We start from the raw sequence: 24911 nt of genomic DNA on the forward strand, positions 1-24911 counted from the left end.
ACATGTTAAACGCAATCAAAAACAACGCGCTCATTCTTGTAATTTTTGCCTGTGCTTCCACGGGGCTTGTTGCGGTGACTAACCTTGCGACAAAGAATACCATCGCTGAGCAACAGCAAAAGCAACTGCTACGAGTGTTAAATCAGGTGATCCCCACACGCATGCATGACAATAACCTGTATGAAGCCTGTACTTTAGTTTCAGATCCACTACTCGGTAATACTGAACCGCAACCCGCTTACTTGGCATCGCTAAACGGTAACCCGACTGCAATTGCCATTGAGGCGATTGCACCCGATGGCTACAACGGCACTATTCGAGTGTTGGTTGCTAGTGATATGAACGGTAACATTCTAGGCACTCGCGTTCTCTCACATCAAGAGACTCCGGGACTTGGCGACAAGATTGACCTGCGTGTTTCTGATTGGATATTAGGTTTTGCAGGTCAAACTGTCACTGACGCCAACTTAGAAGATTGGAAAGTTCGCAAAGATGGTGGCAAATTCGATCAATTTACCGGTGCAACAATTACCCCTCGTGCGGTAGTAAGCGCAGTGAAAAACGCCACTCTATACTTAAACCATAATAGAGATAAGTTGTTTGCTCAACCAGCAAACTGTGGAGCTCACAATGACTGAACATAAGACGCTGATCAAAAATGGACTCTGGGACAATAACCCAGCCCTTGTTCAACTATTGGGGCTTTGTCCACTGCTGGCTGTCTCATCAACCATGACCAATGCTCTGGGCTTAGGTCTCGCGACTCTTTTCGTGCTTGTCGGTTCAAATGTCATCGTATCATTGGTCAAACACCGAGTCCCCAAAGAGGTACGTATCCCGATTTTCGTCATGATCATCGCCTCGCTCGTGACCTGTGTTCAGCTACTGATGAATGCTTTTGCCTATGAACTATACCTGTCTCTGGGGATCTTTATCCCTCTTATTGTGACCAACTGTATCATCATCGGTCGCGCTGAGGCCTTTGCCTCCAAGAATGATTGGCTACCTGCTGCTCAAGATGGTTTTTGGATGGGGATGGGCATGACTGCCGCGCTAGTGGTATTGGGAGCAATGCGTGAAATATTAGGCAACGGTACTTTATTTGATGGTGCTGATCTGCTGCTCGGTCAATGGGCCACCATTCTGCGTATTGAGCTATTCCAAACCGACAGTCAATTCCTACTGGCACTGCTTCCACCAGGCGCATTTATTGGCGTGGGTTTACTCATCGCACTAAAAAATGTCATCGACAAACAGATTGAAGCTCGTCAACCAAAACAAGAGAAAGCCGCCATCGAGCGTGCGCGAGTCACCAATTAATCACTCACTTTATAAAAGCTCAACAATGAATAATACAAAGCGTGTCGAAATATTAGAAAGGCTAAGAAACGATAACCCCAATCCACAGACAGAGCTCAATTGGTCCACCCCTTTTGAGCTGTTGATTGCTGTACTCCTCTCTGCGCAAGCAACAGATGTGAGTGTGAATAAAGCGACGGATAAACTTTACCCTGTCGCCAATACGCCGCAAGGTATCCTAGACCTGGGCGTTGAAGGCTTAACTGAGTATATCAAGACCATTGGTCTGTTTAACTCAAAAGCCAAAAACACCATTAAGACTTGCCAGATATTATTGGAAAAGCACAATGGTGAAGTGCCAGAAGACCGAGCGGCACTAGAAGCGCTACCCGGTGTTGGTCGCAAGACAGCAAATGTCGTTTTAAATACGGCATTTGGCTGGCCGACGATTGCCGTCGACACCCATATCTATCGCGTCTCTAATCGCACCAAATTTGCAATGGGTAAAACCGTTGATGATGTAGAAGAGAAGCTACTCAAAGTGGTGCCGAAAGAATTCAAGTTAGACGTTCACCACTGGCTGATTCTTCACGGGCGTTATACATGTGTGGCGCGTAAGCCTCGCTGTGGTAGCTGTTTAATTGAAGACCTCTGCGAGTTTAAGGACAAGACTGAGGTATAGTTTCCTTTCTAATTCAGAATGAAAGGAGGCGCTAGCAAGCGCCTCCTTTTTTATTCCATTCCAATATAGTTTGGTAGAGTTTGTATTCGTTCAATCCAACCTAAGACTGCTGGATACTGGGACAAATCAAACCCACCTTCATGCGCGACGTGGGTATAGGCGTATAACGACAAATCGGCAATACTCAATTGCGAGCCAACCAAAAATGATGTCTCGTTCAACTGTTTTTCCATGATCGCTAAAGCGCTATGTCCACCAGCCTGCAAAGATTCATACTCTGCCTCACGCTCTCGCGGCATCCCTAAGTACTTATTTATGAATCGAGCGACAGCAATATAAGGCTCGTGGCTATATTGCTCAAAGAACAACCACTCATAAACTTTTGCTTTCTCAAATCGGTCATGGGGCAGCAAGTCGCTTTGCTCGGCGAAATACCCGAGAATCGCATTGGATTCACTCAATACTTTCCCATCATCTAAAACCACAATCGGGATCTTGCCTTTAGGGCTTAACGCCAAGAACTCTTTCGTTTGAGTCTCTTTTGCGACAACATCTACAACACGCCACTCATGCTCAATGTCGAGTAGCGACAAGAGTAGCTTTACCTTAAAACAGTTCCCCGACTGAATGTCTCCATAGACAACCACTGAACTCTCCTTGTACAGTAATAATTTTAGCTAGCTACATTAGCCTAAATCGAAGTATGAGGGAATGCCTATGGCTCCCTTAGAATACAGGGAACCATACGTCTGACGTTAGTTGAGTTAAGAAAGCTTAAAGAGTGAAAGGTCTTCTTTTTGCTTAGTGGCAAGCTCGGCTAACTCGTTAGCGGCTTGAGTTGTCTGATTAACCGCACTCGCGTTCAAATTCGCCAAATCAAGAATAGTATTGGTACTACTCGACACATCATTTGTGACAATCAACTGCTCTTGTGCGGCGGCGGCTACTTGTCGATTGAGCGCAGACAAAGACTCAACCGATACTTGAATCTCTTTAAACGCAGACTCAACGGAACCTGACAAATTGACCGATCTTTCAATCATACGTTTGTTTTCTAACATATTGTCATTCGCCAGCTCTGCTTGATTTTGAAAACTCGAGATCATCTCTTGGATACGTAGCGTTGATTGCTGTGTTTGGGCAGCAAGATTACGTACTTCATCAGCTACAACCGCAAAACCACGGCCATGAGAGCCTGCCCTTGCTGCTTCAATTGCTGCGTTCAATGCAAGAAGGTTAGTTTGGTCAGATATTTGATGAATAACATCAACCACTTCTTCAATATTTTGAGTCTCCTGCTGGAGTTTACTCAGAACTTCTGAGGTTGCTTGAATTGATGAATCAATGCCACGTGTCAACTCAATGGAGGCTGTCAACTTTTGGCTACCATCGATAACACTTGAGGTTGCAGACTCAGCTGCCGACTCTGCATTTACAGAGTTATCCGTCATTTCTTCGACTGTCGCGGTCAACTGCACTAATGCGGTATTCACACTCTCAATCTGTACTTTTTCTTGTTGTGCATTTTGCGTTGTCTCTTTCATCACGCAAGACAGCTCTTCTGAAGCGGCCGCAACACTGTTTGCCACAGTGTGAGTATCCGTTAACAGGTCATTTTGTCGCTCAGCTAGCTGGATCAGCGAAAGATAAACGCCAGTCTCCTTCCCTGTCGTCGCCTCAAACTTCCTAAACTCACCCTTTGCCATCTTTTGTAAATGCTCGGAAATGACGATGGGTTCTGCACCTAACATCGTTACTATCGAGCTCACTATTTTGTATGAAAGAAACGCGAAAGCGCTTGAGCCAATTAATACATAGACGACGCGCAAGATATTGTAATGTGCTTCTGTTTCCAGAGACTGACTATAAACTTCATCGACAACATCCAGTTGTAGATTGATCAAATCATCGATTCGTAAACTCAGTTCGTCGACCGTCTGGTAGGTTCTTACAATCAGCTCTTCTAAAGTAATAACCCCTGATAGAAGCTCAGATTGATTATTCTGCAACTGACTAACGACCACGAAAAGCTGCTGCTGGGTATCCTCAGCTAATCGTTGCTCCCTAGACGTTAAATTATTTTGTTGATACGCAACCCAGTCAAGGTTCGCGCGGCTGATGGTTTTATCTATTTGTTCAAAGACTTCATCTAGATTCTGCTCACGGCTAAGGTGTGCTTTATTTAAAGCATCGATTACGTTGACAGCATAAGCGTCAGAAATACCCTTGAGCTGAGCTAAAGGTATAGCACGCTCGTTTTGAATCATTTGAATATTACCAATCAAACGCTGAGATAGTAGGAAACTAGACACGCTCGCGCCGATTAACAGAACAACAGCAACGAGACTAATTGAAATTATTTTTTGAGAGACTCTCATCAGACACCAAGGCAAGAAGTACAATTTAGATTTAGAATTTATTTTTGATGGCAAATGCTAGTGAAAAATTCACTGTGGTTCTTTAACTTACATCATACTAACGTGCGTGCTTGATACACCCCCTTGGGAAATTTGTATCTAAATATAAAAAACCCGCAACGACAGCCATCGTTGCGGGTTTCTTTACTTAGTTAAATCAGCTCAAATTAAATGAACTTAACCTTTGTCACTTCTTTGATTGCAGACAGTACGAACGTTGGTACTGCTGCCACTAGAATGATTGACATTAGGTGACCAAATTCAATCGCTTCTGTGCTAAATACTAGCTGACCAAAGCTTGTGTACACAACACCTAGAGATAGGATTGCAGACACAGCTACCGCACCTAGTAGGTAGTTGTTTGTAAACGGGTTCTTACGGTAAATCGTAGTGAACGTACGTGCATCAAACAAACTCCATAACTGTGCAAAAATCAGTGTTAGGAAAGCAACTGTCTGTGCGTATTGAGCACTATATCCATCACCTAGAACGTATGAGAATGTCACGAAGCTCAAACCACCAAGTGCTAGACCACGCGTCAAGATACGCATACCTAAGCCGTCAGAGAAGAAGCCCGCATTACGTTTGCTTGGCTTACGCTCCATCAGGTCTTTCTCTTCTGGTTCAACACCAAGTGCTAGTGCTGGTAAACCATCAGAAACTAGGTTTACCCAAAGAATCATCAGTGGTGTTAGTGGAAGTACAACTTCTGGTCCCATCACTAGGAATGCGAACAAAATAACTGATACTTCACCAACGTTTGCTGTCAATGCTTGACGGATAAACTTACGCAGGTTATCGAAGATTTGACGACCTTGGCGTACCGCTTTCACGATCGTGCTGAAGTTATCATCCAGAAGGATAAGGTCACCAGAGTCTTTTGCTACTGATGTACCAGTGATACCCATCGCCACACCGATGTCTGCGCGGCGCAGTGCAGGTGCATCGTTCACCCCGTCACCCGTCATTGACGCAACTTCGTTGTTCTCTTGCTGAGCTTTTACAATACGTAGTTTGTGCTCAGGCGTTACACGAGCAAATACTGCAACCTTAGGACAGATAGCGCGTAGCTTATCTTCATCCATTTGGTCTAGTTCAGCACCAGTTACCACTAAGTCTTCTTCGCTACGGATAATGCCGATTTCACGCGCGATAGCCGCCGCTGTCACTGCGTGGTCACCCGTAATCATTACAGTACGAACACCCGCTGCGTAACAGCTTTCTACTGCGTCACGTACTTCTGGTCGCGGTGGATCCATGATGCCATAGATACCAAGAATGCTTACGTCTTTCTCTAGCTCAGGGAAGTCAAGCTCTAGCTCTTCTTCTTTAAGCTCACGGAAACCCACAGCCAGTGTACGCAGTGCGTCACCACCGAAGCTTTGGATCGCTGCTTCAAAATTCGTTTGTAGCTCTTGAGCTTGCGCTGTATCTAGAGCAAGGTTGCCTGCAGTCGCCTCAGTACCTACTGTTGGTACGAAACCACCGTCAAGCATAAAGCTTGTAGAGTTACGTAGTACGACGTCTGGTGCGCCTTTCAGTGCTAGGAAGTGCTTACCTTCAGGATCACGAACGATAACCGATGCCATCTTACGACCAGAGTCAAACGGGAACTTCTTAACAATTGAGTAGCCGCCAGTGCTCAGCATTTCAGCTTGATTAAGGCCTGCTTTTGCAGCCGCAACGATCAATGCACCTTCTGTTGGGTTACCACGAACAGTCCAGTTGCCTTTATCGTTTACGTATTCTGCATCATTACATAAAGTTGCAACGACAAGACCTTTCATCATCGCTGGGCTGTTCGTCGCCGCTACGTCATGACCTTTAGCGATGAACTCACCTTTAGGGTCAAAACCTTTACCAGACACATCCCAGTAACGGCCAGACACATCGTATGCCTTCATCACCTGCATTTGGTTTTGAGTAAGGGTACCTGTCTTATCTGAACAGATAACGGTTGTCGAACCTAGTGTTTCGATAGCAGCAAGCTGTTTTGCTAGTGCGTTGTTCTTAACCATCTTAGTTGAACCTAACGTCAATACGATAGTTACAACCGTTGGAAGACCTTCAGGAATTGCAGCAACTGAAAGAGAAATACCCATCGTTAGGATCTCTAACCATGGCATACCGTGGTAAAGACCGATCGCACAAACAATCGCTACAACTGTTAGAGCCACAATAAGTAACACTAGAGCGATAGTATCCATGCGCTCTTGCATTGGAGTCTTAGTTTCTTCAGTTTGGTTCATCATATCAGCGATGTGACCAACTTCCGTTTCCATACCCGTGCTAGTTACAACAGCAAGACCTGTACCCGTGGTTACGATCGTTGTCATGAAGCCCATGTTCTTCTGATCACCAAGGCCAACCGTTTCGTCTTCAATTAACTCAGACTGCTTGTTAACCGGTTCAGATTCACCCGTCAGTGCAGCTTCATCTACTGTGAGACGGTTTGACTCTAGGATGCGAACATCAGCAGGGAGAATATCACCTGTGTTAATTTTAATGATGTCGCCAGGTACAAGCGTTTTCGCAGGTACGCTGATCCACTTCCCGTCACGCATCACTTCTGCTTCAGGCGCCGCCATCTCTTTTAGCGCTTCCATACCTTTCTGAGCTTTAAACTCTTGCCAGAATGCGATACCGGTATTGATAACAATAATAACCGCGATTGCGATTGCATCGATAGCGTGGCCAGTAAACCAAGAGACTAAAGCGCCAACCGCTAGGATGAAAATTAGGGGGTTTTTATACTGGTGAATATACAGTTCCCAAGCAGAAGCTGACTCTTGTGCTGTCAGTTCGTTCGTGCCGTGCTTTTCTAGGCGCGCTTGAGCTTCAGAAGTAGATAGACCTGTAGTTTGATCTGTGTTCAGTTTGCTTAACACATCTGAACCTTGTTGTGTAAACCATTTACTCGTCACTTTGAGTACTCCACATCAACGTCCGACTCCGTGGACAAAGGTAATAAAATAATACTTATAGTTTCTATTCCAAAAATAACCTCAAGTCTTCAAATGCATAACTAGTCGATTTGAGGTAGTGAAAAAACTATATACCAATGGATTTCCGAATAGCAAAGATCGCACCGCAACATTACGGAAACACTTGACAAGCAAAAATCAAACAAAACTGAGGTCACATCGCCACCCAAAAGACCACAAAAATCAACAATTAGAACTAACTAACTGATATTAAAGAAAATATATTATTTTGGTTATTTTGGTCACATTTCGTAAATATCAGTGTTTTCCAGAGTATTTATCGATAATTCCTTATTATCGAAGTAAATCATCGGAATAACCATTAATTTTGTGATGACTATAAGGTGAAATCATAAATTGAAAAAATGGAAAGATAGCTAATTTCGGTTGTTTTTCGTTCAATCAACGTGGTTTGAGTACATGATTTGCTGAACAGCTTGAGCACAACCAGTTGAGTTTTTTGACTTAATGAGGTGAAAAATCAGCTATGCAAAGTTATGCAAAAAAGGACTTTCAACAAACTGAAAATTGACTATTGCCGTTCACTAAACCATACAGCCGCACGATTTAATTGTATTACAAATAAGTTGATTATCTGAGGCAACACCGCTCAACCAGACCCAAGCTTATTAACTCAATAACCTAATATTATTGTTACTTGCCAACCAAACAACGGTATAGTGGCGTAACCCTAAAGGTTAGGTGTCTCTCACTACACTAATTCGAGATGCACTCAATAAAAATCATTAATCACAATCATCTGGGAGCAATGACTATGGCAAACGGCCGCTTACTTCACACCATGCTACGTGTTGGCGATCTTGATCGCTCTATTGAGTTCTACACCAAAGTGATGGGAATGGAATTACTACGTCAGCATGAGAATGCTGAATATAAATACACGCTCGCTTTTGTTGGCTACGGTGATGAATCAAATGGTGCTGTGATTGAGCTGACGTACAACTGGGGCACTTCAGAGTATGACCTTGGCAGCGCATTCGGTCACATCGCCATCGGCGTTGACGACATCTACTCAACGTGTGATGCAATTAAAGCTGTGGGTGGTAATGTCACTCGCGAGCCGGGGCCAGTGAAAGGTGGTTCAACGGAAATCGCTTTCGTAAAAGACCCTGATGGCTACATGATTGAACTGATTCAAAATTCACAGGGTGAGGCTGGTCTAGAAGGCTAAACCAACAAAGTTTGAAAAAGGCTCCAGCAGTTATCCTGCTGGAGCCTTTTTGTTAAATCTGAGTTCGTCCGAGAGAGATAACCACTCGACGGTTTTTATCTTTACCAATCGGTGATGCGTTATCCGCGACAGGACGTCGGTCGCCATAACCTTGGACCTCAATACGGTGTTCGGGCAATCCTAATGACTCGAAGTAATCGCGCAACACTTTAGCACGTTTATCAGACAAGCTCTGACTCACACTTCTTACCTCTTCACTGTCGGTATAAGTCGAGACTAACACCAGATCAATATCCTGATTATGGCGGATGTACTCTGCAATTTGCTCTAAGCGATTCAAGGACGCTTTATTTAGACTCACGCTGTCTCGGTCATAGTGAAGGATGGTAAATGAAATGTCCTCAAAACTGTATGGCAGTAGGTTTGCTACACAATCGCTGAATACACCAAACTTCTGATTAAAACTTACCGGAGAAAGCGCCACTTCTATATACTGGTCGCGGCTTTGCCAATCCTGATAACTAAAGGTAGGAAAGCGTCCTTTTTCTAACTCGCTCAAAATACCCCAAGCTGCCTGACCACCAACGTAACCATCAAACTGCTTGAAGAACTGCACGTTTGCCACGCGATCAGCACGATCACCAGGTTGCCAGCTTGCCGGCATTGATACGAGGCTAACCTCTCGAGTTTCTCCCATTGGCCGACGCATTTTCAACTCAAAATCCAAGTTGATACGTTTGCTCGCTCGCGATGAGAACTCAGCGTCACCATAATTGGGGATCGGATGCACCATGCGGCACTCTAATGGTGTGTTTGCCAACATCTCCCACGTCGATTGCTCCGGCGTTGAGACGTATTTCTTACCTGCAGCTTCAGCACCCACTGCAGCTAGGGTAAATATAACCGGTAATCCACAGCGTAAAACAAACTTCATTAATCAACCTTACCTACTTGAGTTGAGCCCAATGGGGACACTTATTGCCACACTCACTATTCTATTCAGCTAATAAGCAATTTTCTAGCCAAGGTTATCGTAATCGTCGCAGCAAACACCAACCTGCTCTTTAATTTCGGTCGCATTGCATAGGACTTCAAACCGAGCGTATCAATCCTGTTTTCCCATCAGTGAAAATGTGAAAACTTATTCAGATATGTTGGAGAATCTGCAATAATGCAACGCCTTAACAGAATAATCGATTTAATATGAGTGTAGAAAACGAAGCATTGACGCTGAAAAAGCGCTTTAGAGGTTATTTTCCTGTCGTTATTGACGTTGAAACTGCCGGATTTAACTCTGAAACTGATGCGCTGCTTGAGATTTGCGCAGTCACCCTAAAAATGGATGACGAGGGCAACTTACACCCAGCATCGACTGTTCACTTCCATGTGGAGCCTTTCGAGGGTGCCAATCTTGAGAAAGAAGCACTTGAATTTAATGGTATCCGTGACCCATTCAGCCCGTTGCGTGGTGCGGTCTCAGAAATGGAAGCCCTTAAGGAAATCTATAAGCTAGTGAGAAAAGAGCAAAAAGCGGCGGATTGCAGCCGCGCTATCATGGTCGCGCACAATGCGAATTTTGATCATAGCTTTGTGATGGCAGCCAGCGAGCGCTGCAAATTAAAAAGAGTCCCTTTTCATCCTTTTGCAACGTTTGATACAGCAACGCTCAGTGGTTTAGCTTACGGCCAAACTGTACTAGCCAAAGCATGTAAAGTTGCCGGGATGGATTTTGACAATAAGGAAGCACACTCAGCACTCTATGATACTGAAAAAACTGCTGAGCTGTTCTGTGGCATCGTCAACAAGTGGAAATCACTTGGTGGATGGCCACTCATTGAAGAATAAAACAAACACAACACGAGAATAATATGAATCCAGTTGTAATTTCTGTTTGCATCATGCTAGCTCTAGCATTGATGCGCGTTAATGTCGTCGTTGCATTAACATTCAGCGCCATCGTTGGTGGTCTTGTTGCTGGCATGAGCCTAAATGATACGGTTGCTGCGTTTGAGAGCGGCCTCGGTGGGGGCGCTACCATTGCACTTAGCTATGCCATGCTTGGGGCATTTGCTGTCGCTATTTCGCGCTCTGGCCTTACCGACCTTCTTGCACAAAGTGTGATTAAGAAGATTCATGGTAAAGAGAATGGTGCTGCTTCAACCGGTCTTAAGTACCTTGTGTTGGTTGCGCTGATCTTGGTCACTATGTCTTCTCAAAACGTTATCCCAGTTCATATCGCCTTCATTCCAATCTTGATTCCACCTCTATTGGGCGTATTTGCCAAACTTAAACTGGACCGTCGTCTTATCGCTTGTGTACTCACCTTTGGTCTGGTGACCCCTTATATGGTTTTGCCTATCGGTTTCGGTGGTATCTTCCTAAATAATATCCTGCTGACCAACCTGAATAACAATGGTTTAGAAGGCATTACGGCGAGCCAAGTACCAACCGCAATGCTCCTACCTGCAGCGGGTATGCTCTTTGGTCTGCTGACTGCCATTTTCTTTAGTTACCGTAAGCCTCGTGAGTACAAAGAGACAGAATTGACTCACGTAGAAGAGTCGGCGACTGCAATTAACAAGAAGAATATCATCGTAGCGATTGCTGCGATTGCTGCGACGTTGACTGTTCAGCTATCTACCGGTTCTATGGTTATCGGTGCACTCGCTGGTTTCATGGTGTTCACTTTTGGTGGTGTTATCGCTTGGAAGGACACACAGGATGTCTTTACCCGTGGTGTCATGATGATGGCTATGATCGGCTTTATCATGATTGCAGCGGCAGGTTTTGCTGCCGTGATGAAGCAAACGGGTGGTGTGGAAACACTTGTTGAAGCTCTTTCAACGTCAATCGGCGACAACAAACCATTAGCGGCACTACTGATGCTGATTGTAGGCCTGCTTGTGACTATGGGCATCGGTTCTTCGTTCTCTACGATCCCAATTATTGCAACGATTTACGTACCGCTTGCACTTGCGTTCGGCTTCTCACCAATGGCTACGATTGCCCTTGTTGGTACTGCTGCGGCACTGGGTGACGCAGGGTCACCTGCATCTGACTCGACGCTCGGCCCAACATCCGGCCTAAATGCCGACGGTCAGCACGAGCACATTTGGGAAACCGTTGTTCCGACCTTCCTGCACTATAACCTACCATTGATTGCCTTTGGTTGGTTGGCGGCAATGGTTCTATAACCACTTGCTCGCAAACTAAATCAACAAACACAAAAAAGGCTTGGATATTTCCAAGCCTTTCTTTCATTTAGTCTTTAGCGATGTAGCTTTTAAACTAATTACCAGCCAGTGACTTCGCGAAGCGCTGAGCCGATGTCGGCAAGGCTTTTCACAGTACGTACCCCTGCGGATTCTAATGCTGCGAATTTCTCATCTGCAGTACCTTTACCGCCAGAGATAATGGCGCCAGCATGACCCATACGCTTACCAGGAGGAGCTGTCACACCCGCAATGTAAGAGACGACAGGTTTAGTGACATTCTCTTTGATGAACGCAGCGGCCTCTTCTTCCGCAGTGCCACCGATTTCACCGATCATCACAATCGCTTCTGTTTCTGGATCGTCTTGGAACAATTGCAGAATATCGATAAAGTTTGAGCCCGGAATTGGGTCGCCACCGATACCAACACAAGTAGACTGACCAAAGCCTTCATCTGTGGTCTGCTTCACGGCTTCATACGTTAACGTCCCTGAGCGAGAAACAATCCCTACTTTACCTTTCTTGTGGATATGACCAGGCATAATACCGATCTTACACTCATCCGGTGTAATCACACCCGGACAGTTAGGACCAATCATGCGCACGCCTGTTTCTTCAAGCTTCACTTTTACATCGATCATATCCACGGTTGGGATACCTTCCGTGATGGTCACGATCAATTCGATACCAGCATCAATCGCTTCCAAGATTGCATCTTTACAAAACGGAGCAGGAACGTAGATGACCGTAGCTGTTGCGCCTGTGACCTCTACCGCTTCACGAACCGTGTTAAATACAGGCAAACCAAGATGTTCTTGACCACCTTTACCCGGAGAAACACCACCCACGAGTTGGGTTCCGTAAGCGATCGCCTGCTCTGAGTGGAATGTACCTTGACCACCAGTAAAACCTTGGCAGATAACTTTTGTATCTTTATTAATTAGTACAGACATTATTTGCCCTCCGCTGCAGCAACAACTTTCTGTGCAGCATCGGTAAGTGATTCTGCTGCGATAATATCAAGACCTGAAGTCGCTAGAACGTCACGACCTAAATCAGCATTAGTCCCTTCCAGACGCACAACGACAGGAACAGTAACACCCACTTCTTTAACAGCGCCGATGATCCCTTCAGCAATCATGTCACAGCGAACAATACCACCAAAAATATTTACTAAGACCGCTTTAACATTGTCGTCTGACAAGATAATCTTAAATGCCTCTGCCACACGCTCTTTCGTTGCACCGCCACCCACATCGAGGAAGTTTGCTGGCTTACCACCGTGCAAGTTAACAATATCCATCGTACCCATAGCAAGTCCGGCACCATTCACCATACAGCCAACGTTGCCATCGAGCGCTACATAGTTCAGTTCCCACTGAGCCGCGTGTGCTTCGCGTTCGTCTTCTTGTGAAGGATCGTGCATTTCACGCAACTTAGGCTGTCTGTATAGCGCATTCGAGTCGATGTTGATTTTACCGTCAAGGCACAGCAATTTACCTTCACCAGTGATAACAAGAGGGTTGATTTCTAGTAGTGCTAGGTCGTATTGACTAAACATCTGACCCAGACCCATAAAGATTTTCACAAACTGCTTAATCTGGTCGCCGCTCAAGCCAAGTTTAAATGCGAGCTCGCGACCTTGATATGCCTGAGGACCAACAAGAGGATCAATCGCGGCTTTGTGGATCAGTTCCGGTGTTTCTTCCGCCACTTTTTCAATTTCCACGCCACCCTCTGTTGATGCCATAAACACGACTTTACGAGTAGAACGGTCCACGACGGCACCAAGGTAAAGCTCATTCGCAATATTTGAGGCTTCTTCAACAAGAATCTTAGTCACCGGCTGACCATTTGCATCTGTTTGATAAGTCACTAGGTTTTTACCTAGCCACTTTTGCGCAAACTCTTTTACACCGTCTTTTGTATCGTGCAGTTCTACGCCGCCTGCTTTACCACGTCCACCCGCGTGCACCTGACATTTAACGACTTTCTTTGCCGTTGCGATACGTCCAGCCGCTTCAAAAGCTTCTTGAGGCGTGTCACATGCGTACCCTTCTGGCACAGGCAAACCGAATTCTGCAAACAGCTGTTTGGCTTGATATTCATGCAAATTCATTTCGATATTCCGTTTGTTTTCCCTTAGGGTTCCCTAGGGATTTATTATTTCCATGATGACAACTTGGGTTGTTCATCTGTAGGGTCTTCTCAAATAAATGACTGATTACATTGATAATGAAACCGGCCCTTCAAGTGAAGGCCAAACGTTGAGCTAGTCTAGCCTTAGCTAAAAATAACGTCTAGCTGAGAGGTGCAGCTAGACGTTTTAGCGATATTAAACGTCTAATAACAGACGCGCTGGATCTTCTAGGAGCTCCTTGATGGTCACTAGGAAGCCTACTGACTCACGTCCATCAATCAAGCGATGGTCATAAGAGAGCGCTAGATACATCATTGGTAAGATTTCTACCTTGCCATCAACAGCCATTGGGCGTTCTTGTATTTTATGCATACCCAAAATTGCTGATTGTGGTGGGTTAATGATCGGCGTCGACATGAGAGAACCAAATACGCCACCGTTGGTAATGGTAAAGTTACCCCCCATCAACTCATCAACCGTCAATTTGCCATCTCGACCTTTAATCGCGAGGTCTTTAATGCCTTTTTCGATATCAGCAAAGCCTAGCGTATCGCAGTCTTTTAACACTGGCGTTACCAACCCACGCGGTGTTGACACTGCCATGCTGATGTCAAAGTAGTTGTGATAAACAATGTCGTCACCATCGATAGACGCATTCACCTCAGGGTAGCGTTTGAGTGCTTCCGTCACAGCCTTTACGTAGAAAGACATAAAGCCAAGACGAATACCATGGCGCTCTTCAAACTGATCTTTGTACTGCTTACGCAGATCCATAATCGGTTTCATGTTCACTTCATTAAAGGTAGTGAGCATCGCCGTGTTGTTCTTCGCCTCTAGCAAACGGTTCGCAACCGTTTTGCGCAGACGAGTCATTGGAACACGTTTTTGGCTACGAGCGGTTGCTGGTGCTTCTGGTACAGCTGGCGCTGCCGCTTTGGTTTTCTCGGCATTCGCTAGGTGAGCATCAATGTCTTCACGTGTGATTCGACCACCAACGCCAGTGCCTTTCACTTGGCTCGGCTCAAGACCGTGCTCGCCCAATAAACGACGAACGGCAGGACTCAACGCATCATTCGACTCTTCCGTCAAAGCCGCTTTATGGCGCTTATCTGGGGATGCCTCTTTGTCTTCCGTTGTGTCTGTTGTCGGCTCGCCCGCAACTGCACCCGGTTTCAGTTTAGCAATCAACTGTTTAGACAAAACAGTAGCGCCTTCTTGCTCAATGATTTCCTCAAGCACACCTGCTTCTGGTGCAGGAACTTCAAGGACCACTTTGTCAGTTTCAATATCAACAAGGACTTCATCACGCTCAACCGCTTCACCCGGTTTTTTGTGCCAAGTAGCAACGGTTGCGTCAGCGACTGATTCAGGCAAATCTGGAACCAGAATTTCAATTGTCATAGTTGTTTCTTCCTTAATTTCTAGTTCTTAATCCGAAGATTTTGAGTTAACGGTCAGGGCGTCTTCAATCAACGCTTTTTGTTGCTTCAAGTGCACAGACATATAGCCTACGGCTGGAGATGCTGAAGCAGGACGACCCGCATATTTCAAATCAGCGCCACTTGGGATGGCAGCTCGGAAATTATGTTGACTACAGTACCAAGCACCTTGGTTTTGTGGCTCTTCTTGACACCATATGTAGTCTTCAACATTGGTATATTGGGCAATGGCAGCTTGCACTTCATCCATTGGGAATGGATACAGCTGCTCAATACGAACAATGGCTACATCATCTTGTTCATTCGAGCGACGCTGCTCTAGGAGGTCGTAATAAACCTTACCTGAACAGAACACAACCCGTTTCACCTTGCTCGCTTCTAACTCGTCTACCTCTGGGATCGCCGCCTGGAATGTACCCTCAGCTAAATCTTCCAACGAAGAAACACACAAAGGATGACGAAGCAATGACTTCGGAGACATCACGATGAGCGGACGACGCATAGGGCGCACCACTTGGCGTCTGAGCATGTGATAGACTTGAGCTGGCGTTGATGGAACAACCACCTGCATGTTTTGCTCCGCACACAACTGCAGATAACGCTCCAAACGTGCAGATGAGTGCTCAGGTCCCTGGCCTTCGTAACCATGCGGAAGCAGCATAGTAAGGCCACATAAGCGCGCCCACTTTTGCTCACCAGAAGAGATAAACTGGTCGATAACAACTTGCGCGCCGTTGGCAAAATCACCAAACTGCGCTTCCCAGATTGTCAAACCACCAGGCTCTGCAGTCGCATATCCATATTCAAATGCCAATACCGCCTCCTCCGACAAAACGGAGTCAAAGACTTGGAATGGCCCTTGTTTATCATGGATATTTGCCAGTGGCATGTAAGTACTGGCATCACTTTGATTATGAAGTACAGAGTGACGATGGAAGAAGGTACCACGACCGGAGTCCTGGCCAGAAATTCGAATACGCTTGCTGTCATCAACCAAGGTTGCATAAGCGAGAGTTTCCGCCATACCCCAGTCTAGCAACTTCTCACCAGACATCATGGCACGTCGATCGTTATAGAGCTTGTTTACTCGGCTTTGCAGTTTATGACTTTCTGGGTATTGGCATATCTTGTTACCCAGTTCAACCAGTCGTTGCATCTCATAAGTGCTATCCCATGATGTGTCCCAGTCATGGCCGATATAAGGAGACCAGTCAACAGAGTGCATTGCCATTGGACGCCACTCTTTCACAACCACTTCGCCACGGTCTAGACCATCTCGGTATTCGTTGATCAGTTGTGTGGCGAACTCAATATCGTATTCGTTACGTTCGATCAGAACGTCGGCATAGAGCTTACGAGGGGTCGGATGCTTCTTGATTTTTTGATACATCAAAGGCTGCGTCGCATTCGGCTCATCCGCCTCATTGTGACCATGACGACGGTAACATACCAAGTCAATCACGACATCACGACGGAACTCGTTGCGATAATCAAGAGCAATACGAGTAACAAACGCCACGGCTTCCGGGTCATCGGCATTGACATGGAATATCGGTGCCTGAACCATCTTGGCAATGTCAGTACAGTACATGGTTGAACGCGTATCGCGAGGATTAGAAGTGGTAAAACCTACTTGGTTATTCACCACAATGCGAACCGTGCCACCCACTTGGAAGCCACGTGCCGCTGACATATTAAACGTCTCGGCTACAACACCTTGGCCAGCAATCGCTGAATCACCATGAATCGTGATCGGCAGTACTGTACTACCATTTTTATCCCCTAAACGGTCTTGGCGCGCGCGAACGGAGCCAATAACAACAGGGTTTACAATTTCAAGGTGGGAAGGGTTAAACGCCAGAGCTAAGTGAATATCACCGTTGACAGTAGCAAAGTCTGCTGAGAAGCCTTGGTGGTACTTAACATCACCAGTACCCCATGTCTCATCGTGCTTACCCGCAAACTCATCAAACAGATCTTGCGGCTTTTTACCGAGTACGTTAACTAACATGTTCAAACGACCACGGTGGGCCATACCGATAACAACCTCACGCATGCCTGATTTACCAGCATGGCGAATGAGCTCTTTGGTCATCGGGATCAGTGCGTCACCGCCTTCAAGTGAGAATCGTTTTGCACCGGGGAACTTAGCGCCTAGATAACGTTCAAGACCTTCAGCAGCAGTTAGCTCTTCTAGGAAGGTACGCTTTTCATCCAAATCAAATGAAGGCTGACCGACGACCGACTCTAAACGCTGCTGAATCCAGCGTTTTTGTTCAGTATCTGTCATATGCATGTATTCAGCACCAATAGAACCACAGTAGGTTTTCTTTAGTGCGGAATAGATGTCCCTCAGTTTCATGGTTTCTTGACCAATCGCAAAAGAACCTACGTTGAAGGTCTCTTCAAGGTCATCTTCATTGAGAGAGTGGAAGGCTGGATCGAGTTCAGCCACAGGGGGACGCTGCCACAGACCGAGAGGGTCAAGTGCAGCGGCTTCGTGACCGCGAAAGCGGTACGCATTGATTAATTGTAGAACCTTTACTTGCTTTGCATCGACATCTGGGTCACTAACTTGGACATTGTAATGCTTTGTTTCTTGAGCGAGTCGTCGGAAGTAGTCACGGACACGTGAGTGAGGCTGTTCATTTGCCTCTTCTTTCAGAGCAGGTAGCTCCTCAAATACACGTTTCCACTCCTCACTTACCAAATCGGGGTCACTTAGATACAGTTCGTAGAGATCCTCTACGTAAGTTGCATTGGCGCCAGCCAAGTGTGAAGACTCGAGCCATGCCTTCATCACGCCGTTGTGCATATTTTCCCTTAACCAGTAGTTTTCACATTTGCTGCGGTCTTCGCCGAGCTAATCAAGACTGACCCCGTAGAGGAGTCAGTCAATTTTTATCCATTATCAAATCGAACGATTCACAAGCATTGTCTTAATGTGACCAATCGCTTTCGTCGGATTTAGTCCCTTAGGACAAACACTTACACAATTCATGATGCCATGGCAACGAAAAACGCTAAATGCATCGTCAAGATCGGACAAACGTTCATCAGTTGCTGTATCTCGGCTATCAATTAGCCAACGATAGGCCGCTAGCAGCCCTGCCGGACCGATAAATTTGTCTGGGTTCCACCAAAAAGACGGGCAAGATGTCGTACAACACGCACACATAATACACTCGTATAATCCGTCTAAATGTGCACGTTCGTCAGGTGATTGAAGGTTCTCTCTTGACGGCGGCTGTGCACCGTCATCAATCAAGAATGGTTTCACTTTCGCGTAGTTATCATAGAACTGTGTCATATCCACGATCAGGTCACGAACAACCGGTAAACCAGGAAGTGGGCGAATGACTAGCTTGTCACCTTCCAAAGCAGACAGCGGCGTGATACATGCCAAACCATTCTTACCATTCATGTTCAAACCATCTGAACCACACACACCTTCACGGCACGAGCGACGAAATGCGATAGAAGGGTCTTGCTCTTTGAGCAATATCAGCGCATCCAGTACCATCATGTCAGAGCCTTCTTCGACTTCTAACACGTAGTCTTTCATGTAAGGCTTGTTGTCAACATCTGGGTTATAGCGATATAAAGAGAAGTTCAGTTTCATAGTCTATCCTCCTCTAGTAAGTACGTACTTTAGGTGGGAACGCATCACGATGAACCGGCGTCATATTGACATCGCGCTTGCTCATCTGCTCCGTTTCCGGGTTATAGATTGAGTGACATAGCCACTTCTCATCATCACGCTCTGGGAAATCAAAACGAGCATGTGCGCCACGGCTCTCTGTTCGGTAATTCGCCGCAACAGCTGTCGAGAATGCCGTTTCCATCAAATTATCTAGTTCTAAACACTCAATGCGTTGCGTATTGAACTCTGTAGACTTATCTGCCAAGTGTGCGTTTTGCAGACGCTCGCGAATCGCTTTAAGCTCATCAAGACCCGTTGCCATCGCCTCTCCTTCGCGGAATACAGAGAAGCTATTTTGCATACATTGCTGAAGGTCTTTGCGAATTTGCACAGGATCTTCGCCGCTAGTGCTGTTTTCCCAGCGCATCGTACGAGCAAGGGATGCTTCAATGTCAGATTCCGTGGCAGGGCGTGCTTCACTTTGAGCGGCCAACGTTTCCCCCAGATGTAAACCTGTTGCTCGGCCAAATACCACAAGGTCAAGCAGCGAGTTACCACCGAGACGGTTTGCACCATGCACTGAAACAGAAGCGATTTCACCACAAGCAAATAAGCCTTGCACTTCGACATCTGCGCCATCAGCTGTTTGCTTGATTGCCTGACCTGACACTTGAGTCGGCACGCCTCCCATCATGTAGTGACAGGTAGGAATAACTGGAATTGGCTCTTTCACTGGATCGACATGCGCGAAGGTACGAGAAAGCTCACAAATACCCGGCAGACGAGATTCAAGAACCTCTTTTCCTAGATGGTCCAGTTTCAGTTTGATATGAGGTCCCCAAGGGCCATCACAACCGCGACCTTCTCGTATCTCAATCATCATCGAACGAGCAACAACATCACGGCCAGCCAAGTCTTTCGCGTTAGGTGCATAACGCTCCATAAAGCGCTCACCATCTTTATTAAGGAGATACCCACCTTCACCTCGGCACCCTTCTGTTACGAGAACACCGGCACCTGCAATGCCTGTTGGATGGAATTGCCACATCTCCATATCTTGCATCGGTACGCCAGCACGTAGCGCCATACCCACACCATCGCCAGTGTTAATATGAGCATTCGTCGTTGATGCGTAGATGCGACCTGCACCACCCGTCGCGAGAATGGTTGCTTTGGATTTGAAGTAACAAATCTCACCTGTCTCCATACACAGCGCGGTACAACCCATAACGGCGCCATCTTGGTTTTTGACGAGATCAAGCGCATACCACTCAGAGAAGATCGTGGTTTTGTGCTTTACGTTTTGTTGATACAAAGTATGAAGAAGTGCGTGACCTGTTCGGTCAGCTGCCGCCGCAGTACGTGCCGCTTGCTCACCGCCAAACTCTTTTGACTGCCCGCCGAATGGACGTTGGTAAATGCTACCGTCATCAAAACGTGAAAATGGTAGGCCCATTTTCTCAAGCTCAATCACGGATTCTGGCCCATTCTTACACATGTACTCAATGGCGTTTTGGTCACCAATATAATCAGACCCTTTCACCGTGTCATACATATGCCATTGCCAGTTATCTTTGTGCGAATTGCCAAGTGCAACGGTGATACCACCTTGCGCTGATACTGTATGAGAACGTGTTGGAAAAACTTTGGATAGCAGAGCACAGGTCAAGCCTTGCTCTGAAATTTGTAGTGCTGCACGCATGCCTGCACCACCTGCGCCGATAACAACGGCGTCAAACTCTCTTACTGGAATAGACACTTATACACCCCACAAAATAAACAGACCAGAAAACAGGTAACCGAAAAGCACAGCAATCACTCCCAGCTGTAGGCCACCACGCAATTTTGCGCATTTGATGTAATCCGTTAGAACTTGCCATAACCCAATCCACGCGTGAATAAGGACAGAGACTAGCGCCAACATAGTGAATACTTTGGTGAAGGTTCCACCGAAGAATTGGGTCCACTCCAAATAGGAGATATCGCCAGAGAACATGAAGAAGGCGACGATATAAATGGTGTACAAGGTCATAATAATGGCGGAGGCACGAATCAATAAGAAATCGTGGACACCATTACGACCGAATGAAGAAACATGTTTTACCATACCAATACTCCTGCAAGGAGTGCTAGCACACCAGTAACAACAAATGACACTTTCGCCGTCATTGCGCCTGACTCTAGCTCCTCAAAATAACCGAAATCCATAATCAAATGGCGAATACCACCTACGATGTGGTAGGCCAAAGCGGTCAAAATGCCCCAAAGGATCAATTTGACAAAGAAACCATTGACGATATCGGTGGCTTGCATGAAACCGACTGGAGATTGTAATGATGTGGATAGCAACCATAGCAGTATCCCTACCGCGACAAACGTAATCACTCCTGACACTCGGTGTAGGATTGACGCGATTGCAGTGATAGGAAAGCGTATAGTCTGCAAGTCTAAATTAACTGGTCTTGACTTTCTTTCTTTCACGGGCTTGCTCACTTAGCTCTGTTGTTAAGCTTTATCGTTATCTTACGATTTGTTTGACCAAAGCCCTCAAAATTAACATTTGATAAACAAAACCCCTGAATTAGCGGGTGAATTTTTTGTGACAAATAGACAATTTTTTACTTCAAGGCATAAATTATATCTATGCTTATCGCCTTGATATGTATGGGCTAAGGATATTTCAACGTCGTCAATATACGACTGGCAACATTGTAATACAATTGATGTAACAAATTTTGCTACATAGCACAGACTTTTAACCAAATTGATATAAAAAATCGTAACAAGTGCACACAACAGTGGAGAAAAATTGACTTTACTGCTCAAGACACGTAAAAAAATGGCACACAAACATCCTGGATGGATTAAATAATAAACAAAGGAGATTGTTATGGCGGATAAGAATGCGATCCTTCACATTGAAGGAAAAGCGCCAATCGAGCTGCCGATTATGGACGGATCAATTGGTCCCCAAGTAGTCGACGTTCGTAAACTAGGAGCAAGTGGTTACTTCACTTTCGACCCTGGTTTTCTTGCTACTGCATCTTGTGAATCCCAAATAACTTATATTGATGGGGGAAAAGGCGTGCTATTGCACCGTGGCTTCCCTATCGATCAGTTAGCCAATAACGCTGATTATTTAGAAGTTTGTTACATCCTTCTTTACGGCGAAGCCCCTACCCGAGAGCAATACGAACAATTCAAAGTGACAGTCACTCGTCACACAATGGTCCATGAGCAGATCGCAAGCTTCTTCCACGGCTTCCGTAGAGATGCGCACCCAATGGCTGTTATGTGTGGTGTTGTTGGTGCTCTAGCAGCGTTTTACCATGACTCACTTGATATCAATAACGATGAACACCGTGAAATTGCCGCTTATCGTCTACTTTCTAAAATGCCGACGTTGGCAGCAATGTGTTACAAGTACTCTATCGGCCAGCCGTTCATCTACCCTCGCAATGACTTAACCTATGCGGAAAACTTCTTACACATGATGTTTGCTAACCCATGTGAAGAGTATGAAGTTAATCCTGTTGTTGCGCGTGCGATGGATAAGATCTTTACGCTACACGCAGACCACGAGCAAAATGCATCAACATCGACAGTGCGTTTGGCAGGTTCGTCCGGTGCTAACCCATTCGCTTGTATTGCCGCAGGCATCGCATCCCTTTGGGGCCCTGCTCACGGTGGTGCAAACGAAGCCTGTCTACGTATGCTAGAAGAGATTGGCAGCGTTGATAAGATCCCAGAATACGTGGAACGTGCAAAAGACAAAGATGACCCATTCCGTCTGATGGGCTTTGGTCACCGTGTTTACAAAAACTATGATCCGCGCGCAACCGTTATGCGCGAAGCGTGCCACGAAGTGCTTAGCGAGCTAAACATTAAAGATCCACTTCTTGATGTTGCGATGGAGCTCGAACGTATTGCGCTTTCAGATGAATACTTTGTTGAGAAGAAACTCTACCCGAACGTAGATTTCTACTCCGGTATCATCCTCAAAGCGATCGGTATCCCTGTGTCTATGTTCACGGTTATCTTCGCTATGTCGCGCACCATCGGTTGGATTGCTCACTGGAACGAGATGCACAGTGATCCTGGTAACCGTATTGGCCGCCCTCGCCAGCTTTATACTGGTCAAGAGCAACGTAATTTCCGCCCGATCCATGAGCGTGAATAATCGTTTCAACTAAACTCTAACGACCAAAACGACAAAAGGCTTGAATCTAACATTCAAGCCTTTTTTGTTTGTGAGAGATTGATCCTATACCGGATTGTCTATATCGATAAACTCAACATCAAAACCGTGCTCTCGCGCCAACCACTCACCGAGAGCTTTGATGCCATAACGCTCGGTAGCGTGGTGACCAGCTGCAAAATAGTGGATATCTTGCTCGCGCGCAGAATAGGTTGTGCGCTCTGAGATCTCACCTGAGATAAAGGCGTCCAGCCCGTGTTGTGCCGCTAGCTCAATATAATCCTGCCCGCCACCAGTACACCAACCTACCGTTTCGATAAGCTTATCTGCATTGTCTGGTGAGATGTGCAGGGGTTCACGATTCAGCACCTGATGAACTCTTTGTGCAAATGCCTTGCCAGTCATCGGCTCTGATAGGCGACCAAACAACGCCACTGACTGAGGATGACCTTCTAAACCACCCTCTACAACAATATTGAGTAATCTGGCTAACTCAGCGTTGTTACCCAGTTCAGGGTGAATATCTAGAGGCAAATGATAACCTAGTAAGTTAATATCATTCTTGATTAACGTGCGAATACGTTTACCTTTCATTCCTCTGATCGGCTCTGGTTCACCTTTCCAGAAATAACCATGATGAACAAGCAGTGCGTCTGCATTTAATTCAGCGGCTTTATCAATCAGCGCTTGCGAGGCTGTTACCCCCGTGACGATTCGTTTAACGTTCGATTTACCCTCAACCTGAAGACCATTTGGCGCATAATCTTTAATAAGCTGTGGTGATAACTTTTCATTCAGTAGTTTTTCCAGCGCGAGAATGTTCATACTTGCTTCCATATCATTTGCTTTTGGCAAAGTGTATTCCAAGCCGTATAGTGATGCTAGTGTAAGATAAGTTAATGAGAAACCAAGGATGGATAAGCTACAACGCTTCTGTGATTGGGTGCATTCAGCACCTTCACTGTTTGAGGAGGTTCCCCCATTCACATCACTGAGGCACCTGAGTTCAAAAGCCCATTTACAAACGTCTTATAGTGGTAACCCGAGGCTAGGATTCATTTACCAGTACCTGTGCACCAAGCAATTGGAAGCCTCCAAACAATATGTTGTTGAGATCGAGGAACTTCAGCTCAATGATGAGCAAGGAAAAACGCTGGGAGCCATTGACCTTGTTTTGCTAAATACCCGTACCCATCAGCATGAACACTGGGAAGTTGCTGTAAAGTTCTACCTGCTACATCAGGGCACTTGGTATGGACCCAATGCCCATGATCAGTTGGATAAAAAGCTGAGCCGCATGCTCAACCACCAGCTCAAAATGTGTCGCTCCTCTCCCTTTTTACAAAAATACCCTCGCCTAGCACAAGTTTCTGAACATCTGCTGTTGCAAGGTCGACTCTACATCAACCCATTTAACGGGGAGCCTATACCGGACAACTGTTTAGGATATAAACTAAACCAAAGTCAAATTAGTGGTTATTGGTGCTATGAGAGCCAACGTCATCGAGTAACCGAAGAGCTTTTTACTCTTGAAAAAGTCGAATGGGCTGCAGGTACATCGAGTTATTCCAGCATATTCGAGCACCTTCACGGTAATTTTGCACATACACAAACGAAAACTGGGCAATTTTGGTTTATCGTGAAAGACGGCTGGCCTTTGTAAGGATTTTGAGAATAGAGTGGCGCTGTTAAAACCACTTCCGTT

Annotated in this window: 21 protein-coding genes; 8 read left to right on the forward strand and 13 right to left on the reverse strand. The window is 45.9% G+C overall.

The features are described from left to right. Positions 1 to 2: 2 nt before the first annotated feature. Genes rsxG through nth form a run of 3 tightly spaced genes read left to right on the forward strand, consistent with a single transcriptional unit; the run spans position 3 to position 1981 of the window. Positions 3 to 638, forward strand: a complete 636-nt coding sequence (gene rsxG, locus GT360_RS10250; protein WP_164648772.1) for an electron transport complex subunit RsxG — start codon at positions 3 to 5, stop codon at positions 636 to 638. Next, entirely contained in the window at positions 631 to 1320 is a 690-nt protein-coding gene (locus tag GT360_RS10255) for an electron transport complex subunit E (RefSeq protein WP_164648773.1), read from the forward strand. Before rsxG ends, GT360_RS10255 begins: the two co-directional genes overlap by 8 nt. A gap of 25 nt (positions 1321 to 1345) precedes the next feature. After that, on the forward strand, positions 1346 to 1981 hold the full coding sequence (nth, locus tag GT360_RS10260) for an endonuclease III (RefSeq protein ID WP_164648774.1): 636 nt from the start codon (positions 1346 to 1348) through the stop codon (positions 1979 to 1981). A gap of 50 nt (positions 1982 to 2031) precedes the next feature. Here nth and GT360_RS10265 read toward each other — a convergent pair whose 3' ends face one another. The 3 genes from GT360_RS10265 to GT360_RS10275 all read right to left on the reverse strand — a co-directional run bounded on the left by GT360_RS10265 (position 2032) and on the right by GT360_RS10275 (position 7274). After that, complete coding sequence (locus GT360_RS10265) at positions 2032 to 2628, reverse strand: glutathione S-transferase family protein (protein WP_164648775.1); 597 nt, start codon at positions 2626 to 2628, stop codon at positions 2032 to 2034. 117 nt (positions 2629 to 2745) lie between these two features. Beyond that, positions 2746 to 4359, reverse strand: coding sequence for a methyl-accepting chemotaxis protein (locus GT360_RS10270; RefSeq protein ID WP_164648776.1), 1614 nt, complete (start codon positions 4357 to 4359; stop codon positions 2746 to 2748). 206 nt (positions 4360 to 4565) lie between these two features. After that, entirely contained in the window at positions 4566 to 7274 is a 2709-nt protein-coding gene (locus tag GT360_RS10275) for a cation-translocating P-type ATPase (protein ID WP_420825447.1), read from the reverse strand. 883 nt (positions 7275 to 8157) lie between these two features. Here GT360_RS10275 and gloA point away from each other — a divergent pair. Continuing rightward, positions 8158 to 8574 (forward strand): lactoylglutathione lyase, encoded by a 417-nt coding sequence (gene gloA, locus GT360_RS10280; protein ID WP_164648778.1) that lies wholly within the window; start codon positions 8158 to 8160, stop codon positions 8572 to 8574. Between the two features lie 52 nt (positions 8575 to 8626). On the opposite strand, the gene motY is transcribed toward gloA, so the two are convergent. After that, positions 8627 to 9508 carry a flagellar protein MotY gene (gene motY, locus GT360_RS10285; RefSeq protein WP_164648779.1) on the reverse strand — a complete coding sequence of 294 codons (882 nt, stop codon included), beginning with the start codon at positions 9506 to 9508 and terminating at the stop codon, positions 8627 to 8629. A 269-nt stretch (positions 9509 to 9777) separates the two neighbouring features. Here motY and rnt point away from each other — a divergent pair, with 269 nt between their 5' ends. Together rnt and GT360_RS10295 are read left to right on the forward strand one after the other, a co-directional pair. After that, a complete protein-coding gene (gene rnt, locus GT360_RS10290; RefSeq protein WP_164648780.1) occupies positions 9778 to 10419 on the forward strand; it encodes a ribonuclease T in 642 nt (213 codons plus the stop codon). A 23-nt stretch (positions 10420 to 10442) separates the two neighbouring features. Then, the gene (locus tag GT360_RS10295; protein ID WP_164648781.1) at positions 10443 to 11768 is read left to right on the forward strand and encodes a Na+/H+ antiporter family protein; all 1326 of its coding nucleotides are present in this window, start codon (positions 10443 to 10445) and stop codon (positions 11766 to 11768) included. 98 nt (positions 11769 to 11866) lie between these two features. Here GT360_RS10295 and sucD read toward each other — a convergent pair whose 3' ends face one another. From sucD to sdhC, 8 genes are all read right to left on the reverse strand, one after another. After that, positions 11867 to 12739: a succinate--CoA ligase subunit alpha gene (sucD, locus tag GT360_RS10300; RefSeq protein ID WP_164648782.1), complete on the reverse strand. Its 873-nt coding sequence runs from the start codon at positions 12737 to 12739 to the stop codon at positions 11867 to 11869. After that, positions 12739 to 13905 (reverse strand): ADP-forming succinate--CoA ligase subunit beta, encoded by a 1167-nt coding sequence (gene sucC, locus GT360_RS10305; protein WP_164648783.1) that lies wholly within the window; start codon positions 13903 to 13905, stop codon positions 12739 to 12741. Before sucC ends, sucD begins: the two co-directional genes overlap by 1 nt. 216 nt (positions 13906 to 14121) lie before the next feature. Then, complete coding sequence (gene odhB / locus GT360_RS10310) at positions 14122 to 15327, reverse strand: 2-oxoglutarate dehydrogenase complex dihydrolipoyllysine-residue succinyltransferase (RefSeq protein ID WP_164648784.1); 1206 nt, start codon at positions 15325 to 15327, stop codon at positions 14122 to 14124. 27 nt (positions 15328 to 15354) lie between these two features. Beyond that, positions 15355 to 18180 (reverse strand): 2-oxoglutarate dehydrogenase E1 component, encoded by a 2826-nt coding sequence (sucA, locus tag GT360_RS10315; RefSeq protein ID WP_164648785.1) that lies wholly within the window; start codon positions 18178 to 18180, stop codon positions 15355 to 15357. Positions 18181 to 18276: 96 nt separating this feature from the next. Continuing rightward, positions 18277 to 18987, reverse strand: a complete 711-nt coding sequence (locus GT360_RS10320) for a succinate dehydrogenase iron-sulfur subunit (protein WP_164648786.1) — start codon at positions 18985 to 18987, stop codon at positions 18277 to 18279. 13 nt (positions 18988 to 19000) lie between these two features. Continuing rightward, the gene (gene sdhA, locus GT360_RS10325) at positions 19001 to 20767 is read right to left on the reverse strand and encodes a succinate dehydrogenase flavoprotein subunit (RefSeq protein WP_164648787.1); all 1767 of its coding nucleotides are present in this window, start codon (positions 20765 to 20767) and stop codon (positions 19001 to 19003) included. Next, on the reverse strand, positions 20768 to 21115 hold the full coding sequence (sdhD, locus tag GT360_RS10330) for a succinate dehydrogenase, hydrophobic membrane anchor protein (RefSeq protein WP_164648788.1): 348 nt from the start codon (positions 21113 to 21115) through the stop codon (positions 20768 to 20770). Continuing rightward, on the reverse strand, positions 21109 to 21501 hold the full coding sequence (sdhC, locus tag GT360_RS10335) for a succinate dehydrogenase cytochrome b556 subunit (RefSeq protein ID WP_164648789.1): 393 nt from the start codon (positions 21499 to 21501) through the stop codon (positions 21109 to 21111). The genes sdhD and sdhC overlap by 7 nt, the downstream gene beginning before the upstream one ends. 397 nt (positions 21502 to 21898) lie before the next feature. Between sdhC and GT360_RS10340 the strand changes: the two genes are divergently transcribed. Further along, positions 21899 to 23188, forward strand: a complete 1290-nt coding sequence (locus tag GT360_RS10340) for a citrate synthase (RefSeq protein ID WP_164648790.1) — start codon at positions 21899 to 21901, stop codon at positions 23186 to 23188. An 84-nt stretch (positions 23189 to 23272) separates the two neighbouring features. Here GT360_RS10340 and GT360_RS10345 read toward each other — a convergent pair whose 3' ends face one another. Beyond that, the gene (locus GT360_RS10345; RefSeq protein WP_164648791.1) at positions 23273 to 24031 is read right to left on the reverse strand and encodes a Nif3-like dinuclear metal center hexameric protein; all 759 of its coding nucleotides are present in this window, start codon (positions 24029 to 24031) and stop codon (positions 23273 to 23275) included. A gap of 88 nt (positions 24032 to 24119) precedes the next feature. On the opposite strand from GT360_RS10345, the gene GT360_RS10350 reads away from it, so the two are divergent. Next, complete coding sequence (locus tag GT360_RS10350; protein WP_164648792.1) at positions 24120 to 24869, forward strand: DUF1853 family protein; 750 nt, start codon at positions 24120 to 24122, stop codon at positions 24867 to 24869. Positions 24870 to 24911 lie beyond the last annotated feature (42 nt).

It is taken from the genome of Vibrio astriarenae (assembly GCF_010587385.1).
In the GTDB taxonomy this organism is placed as follows: domain Bacteria; phylum Pseudomonadota; class Gammaproteobacteria; order Enterobacterales; family Vibrionaceae; genus Vibrio; species Vibrio astriarenae.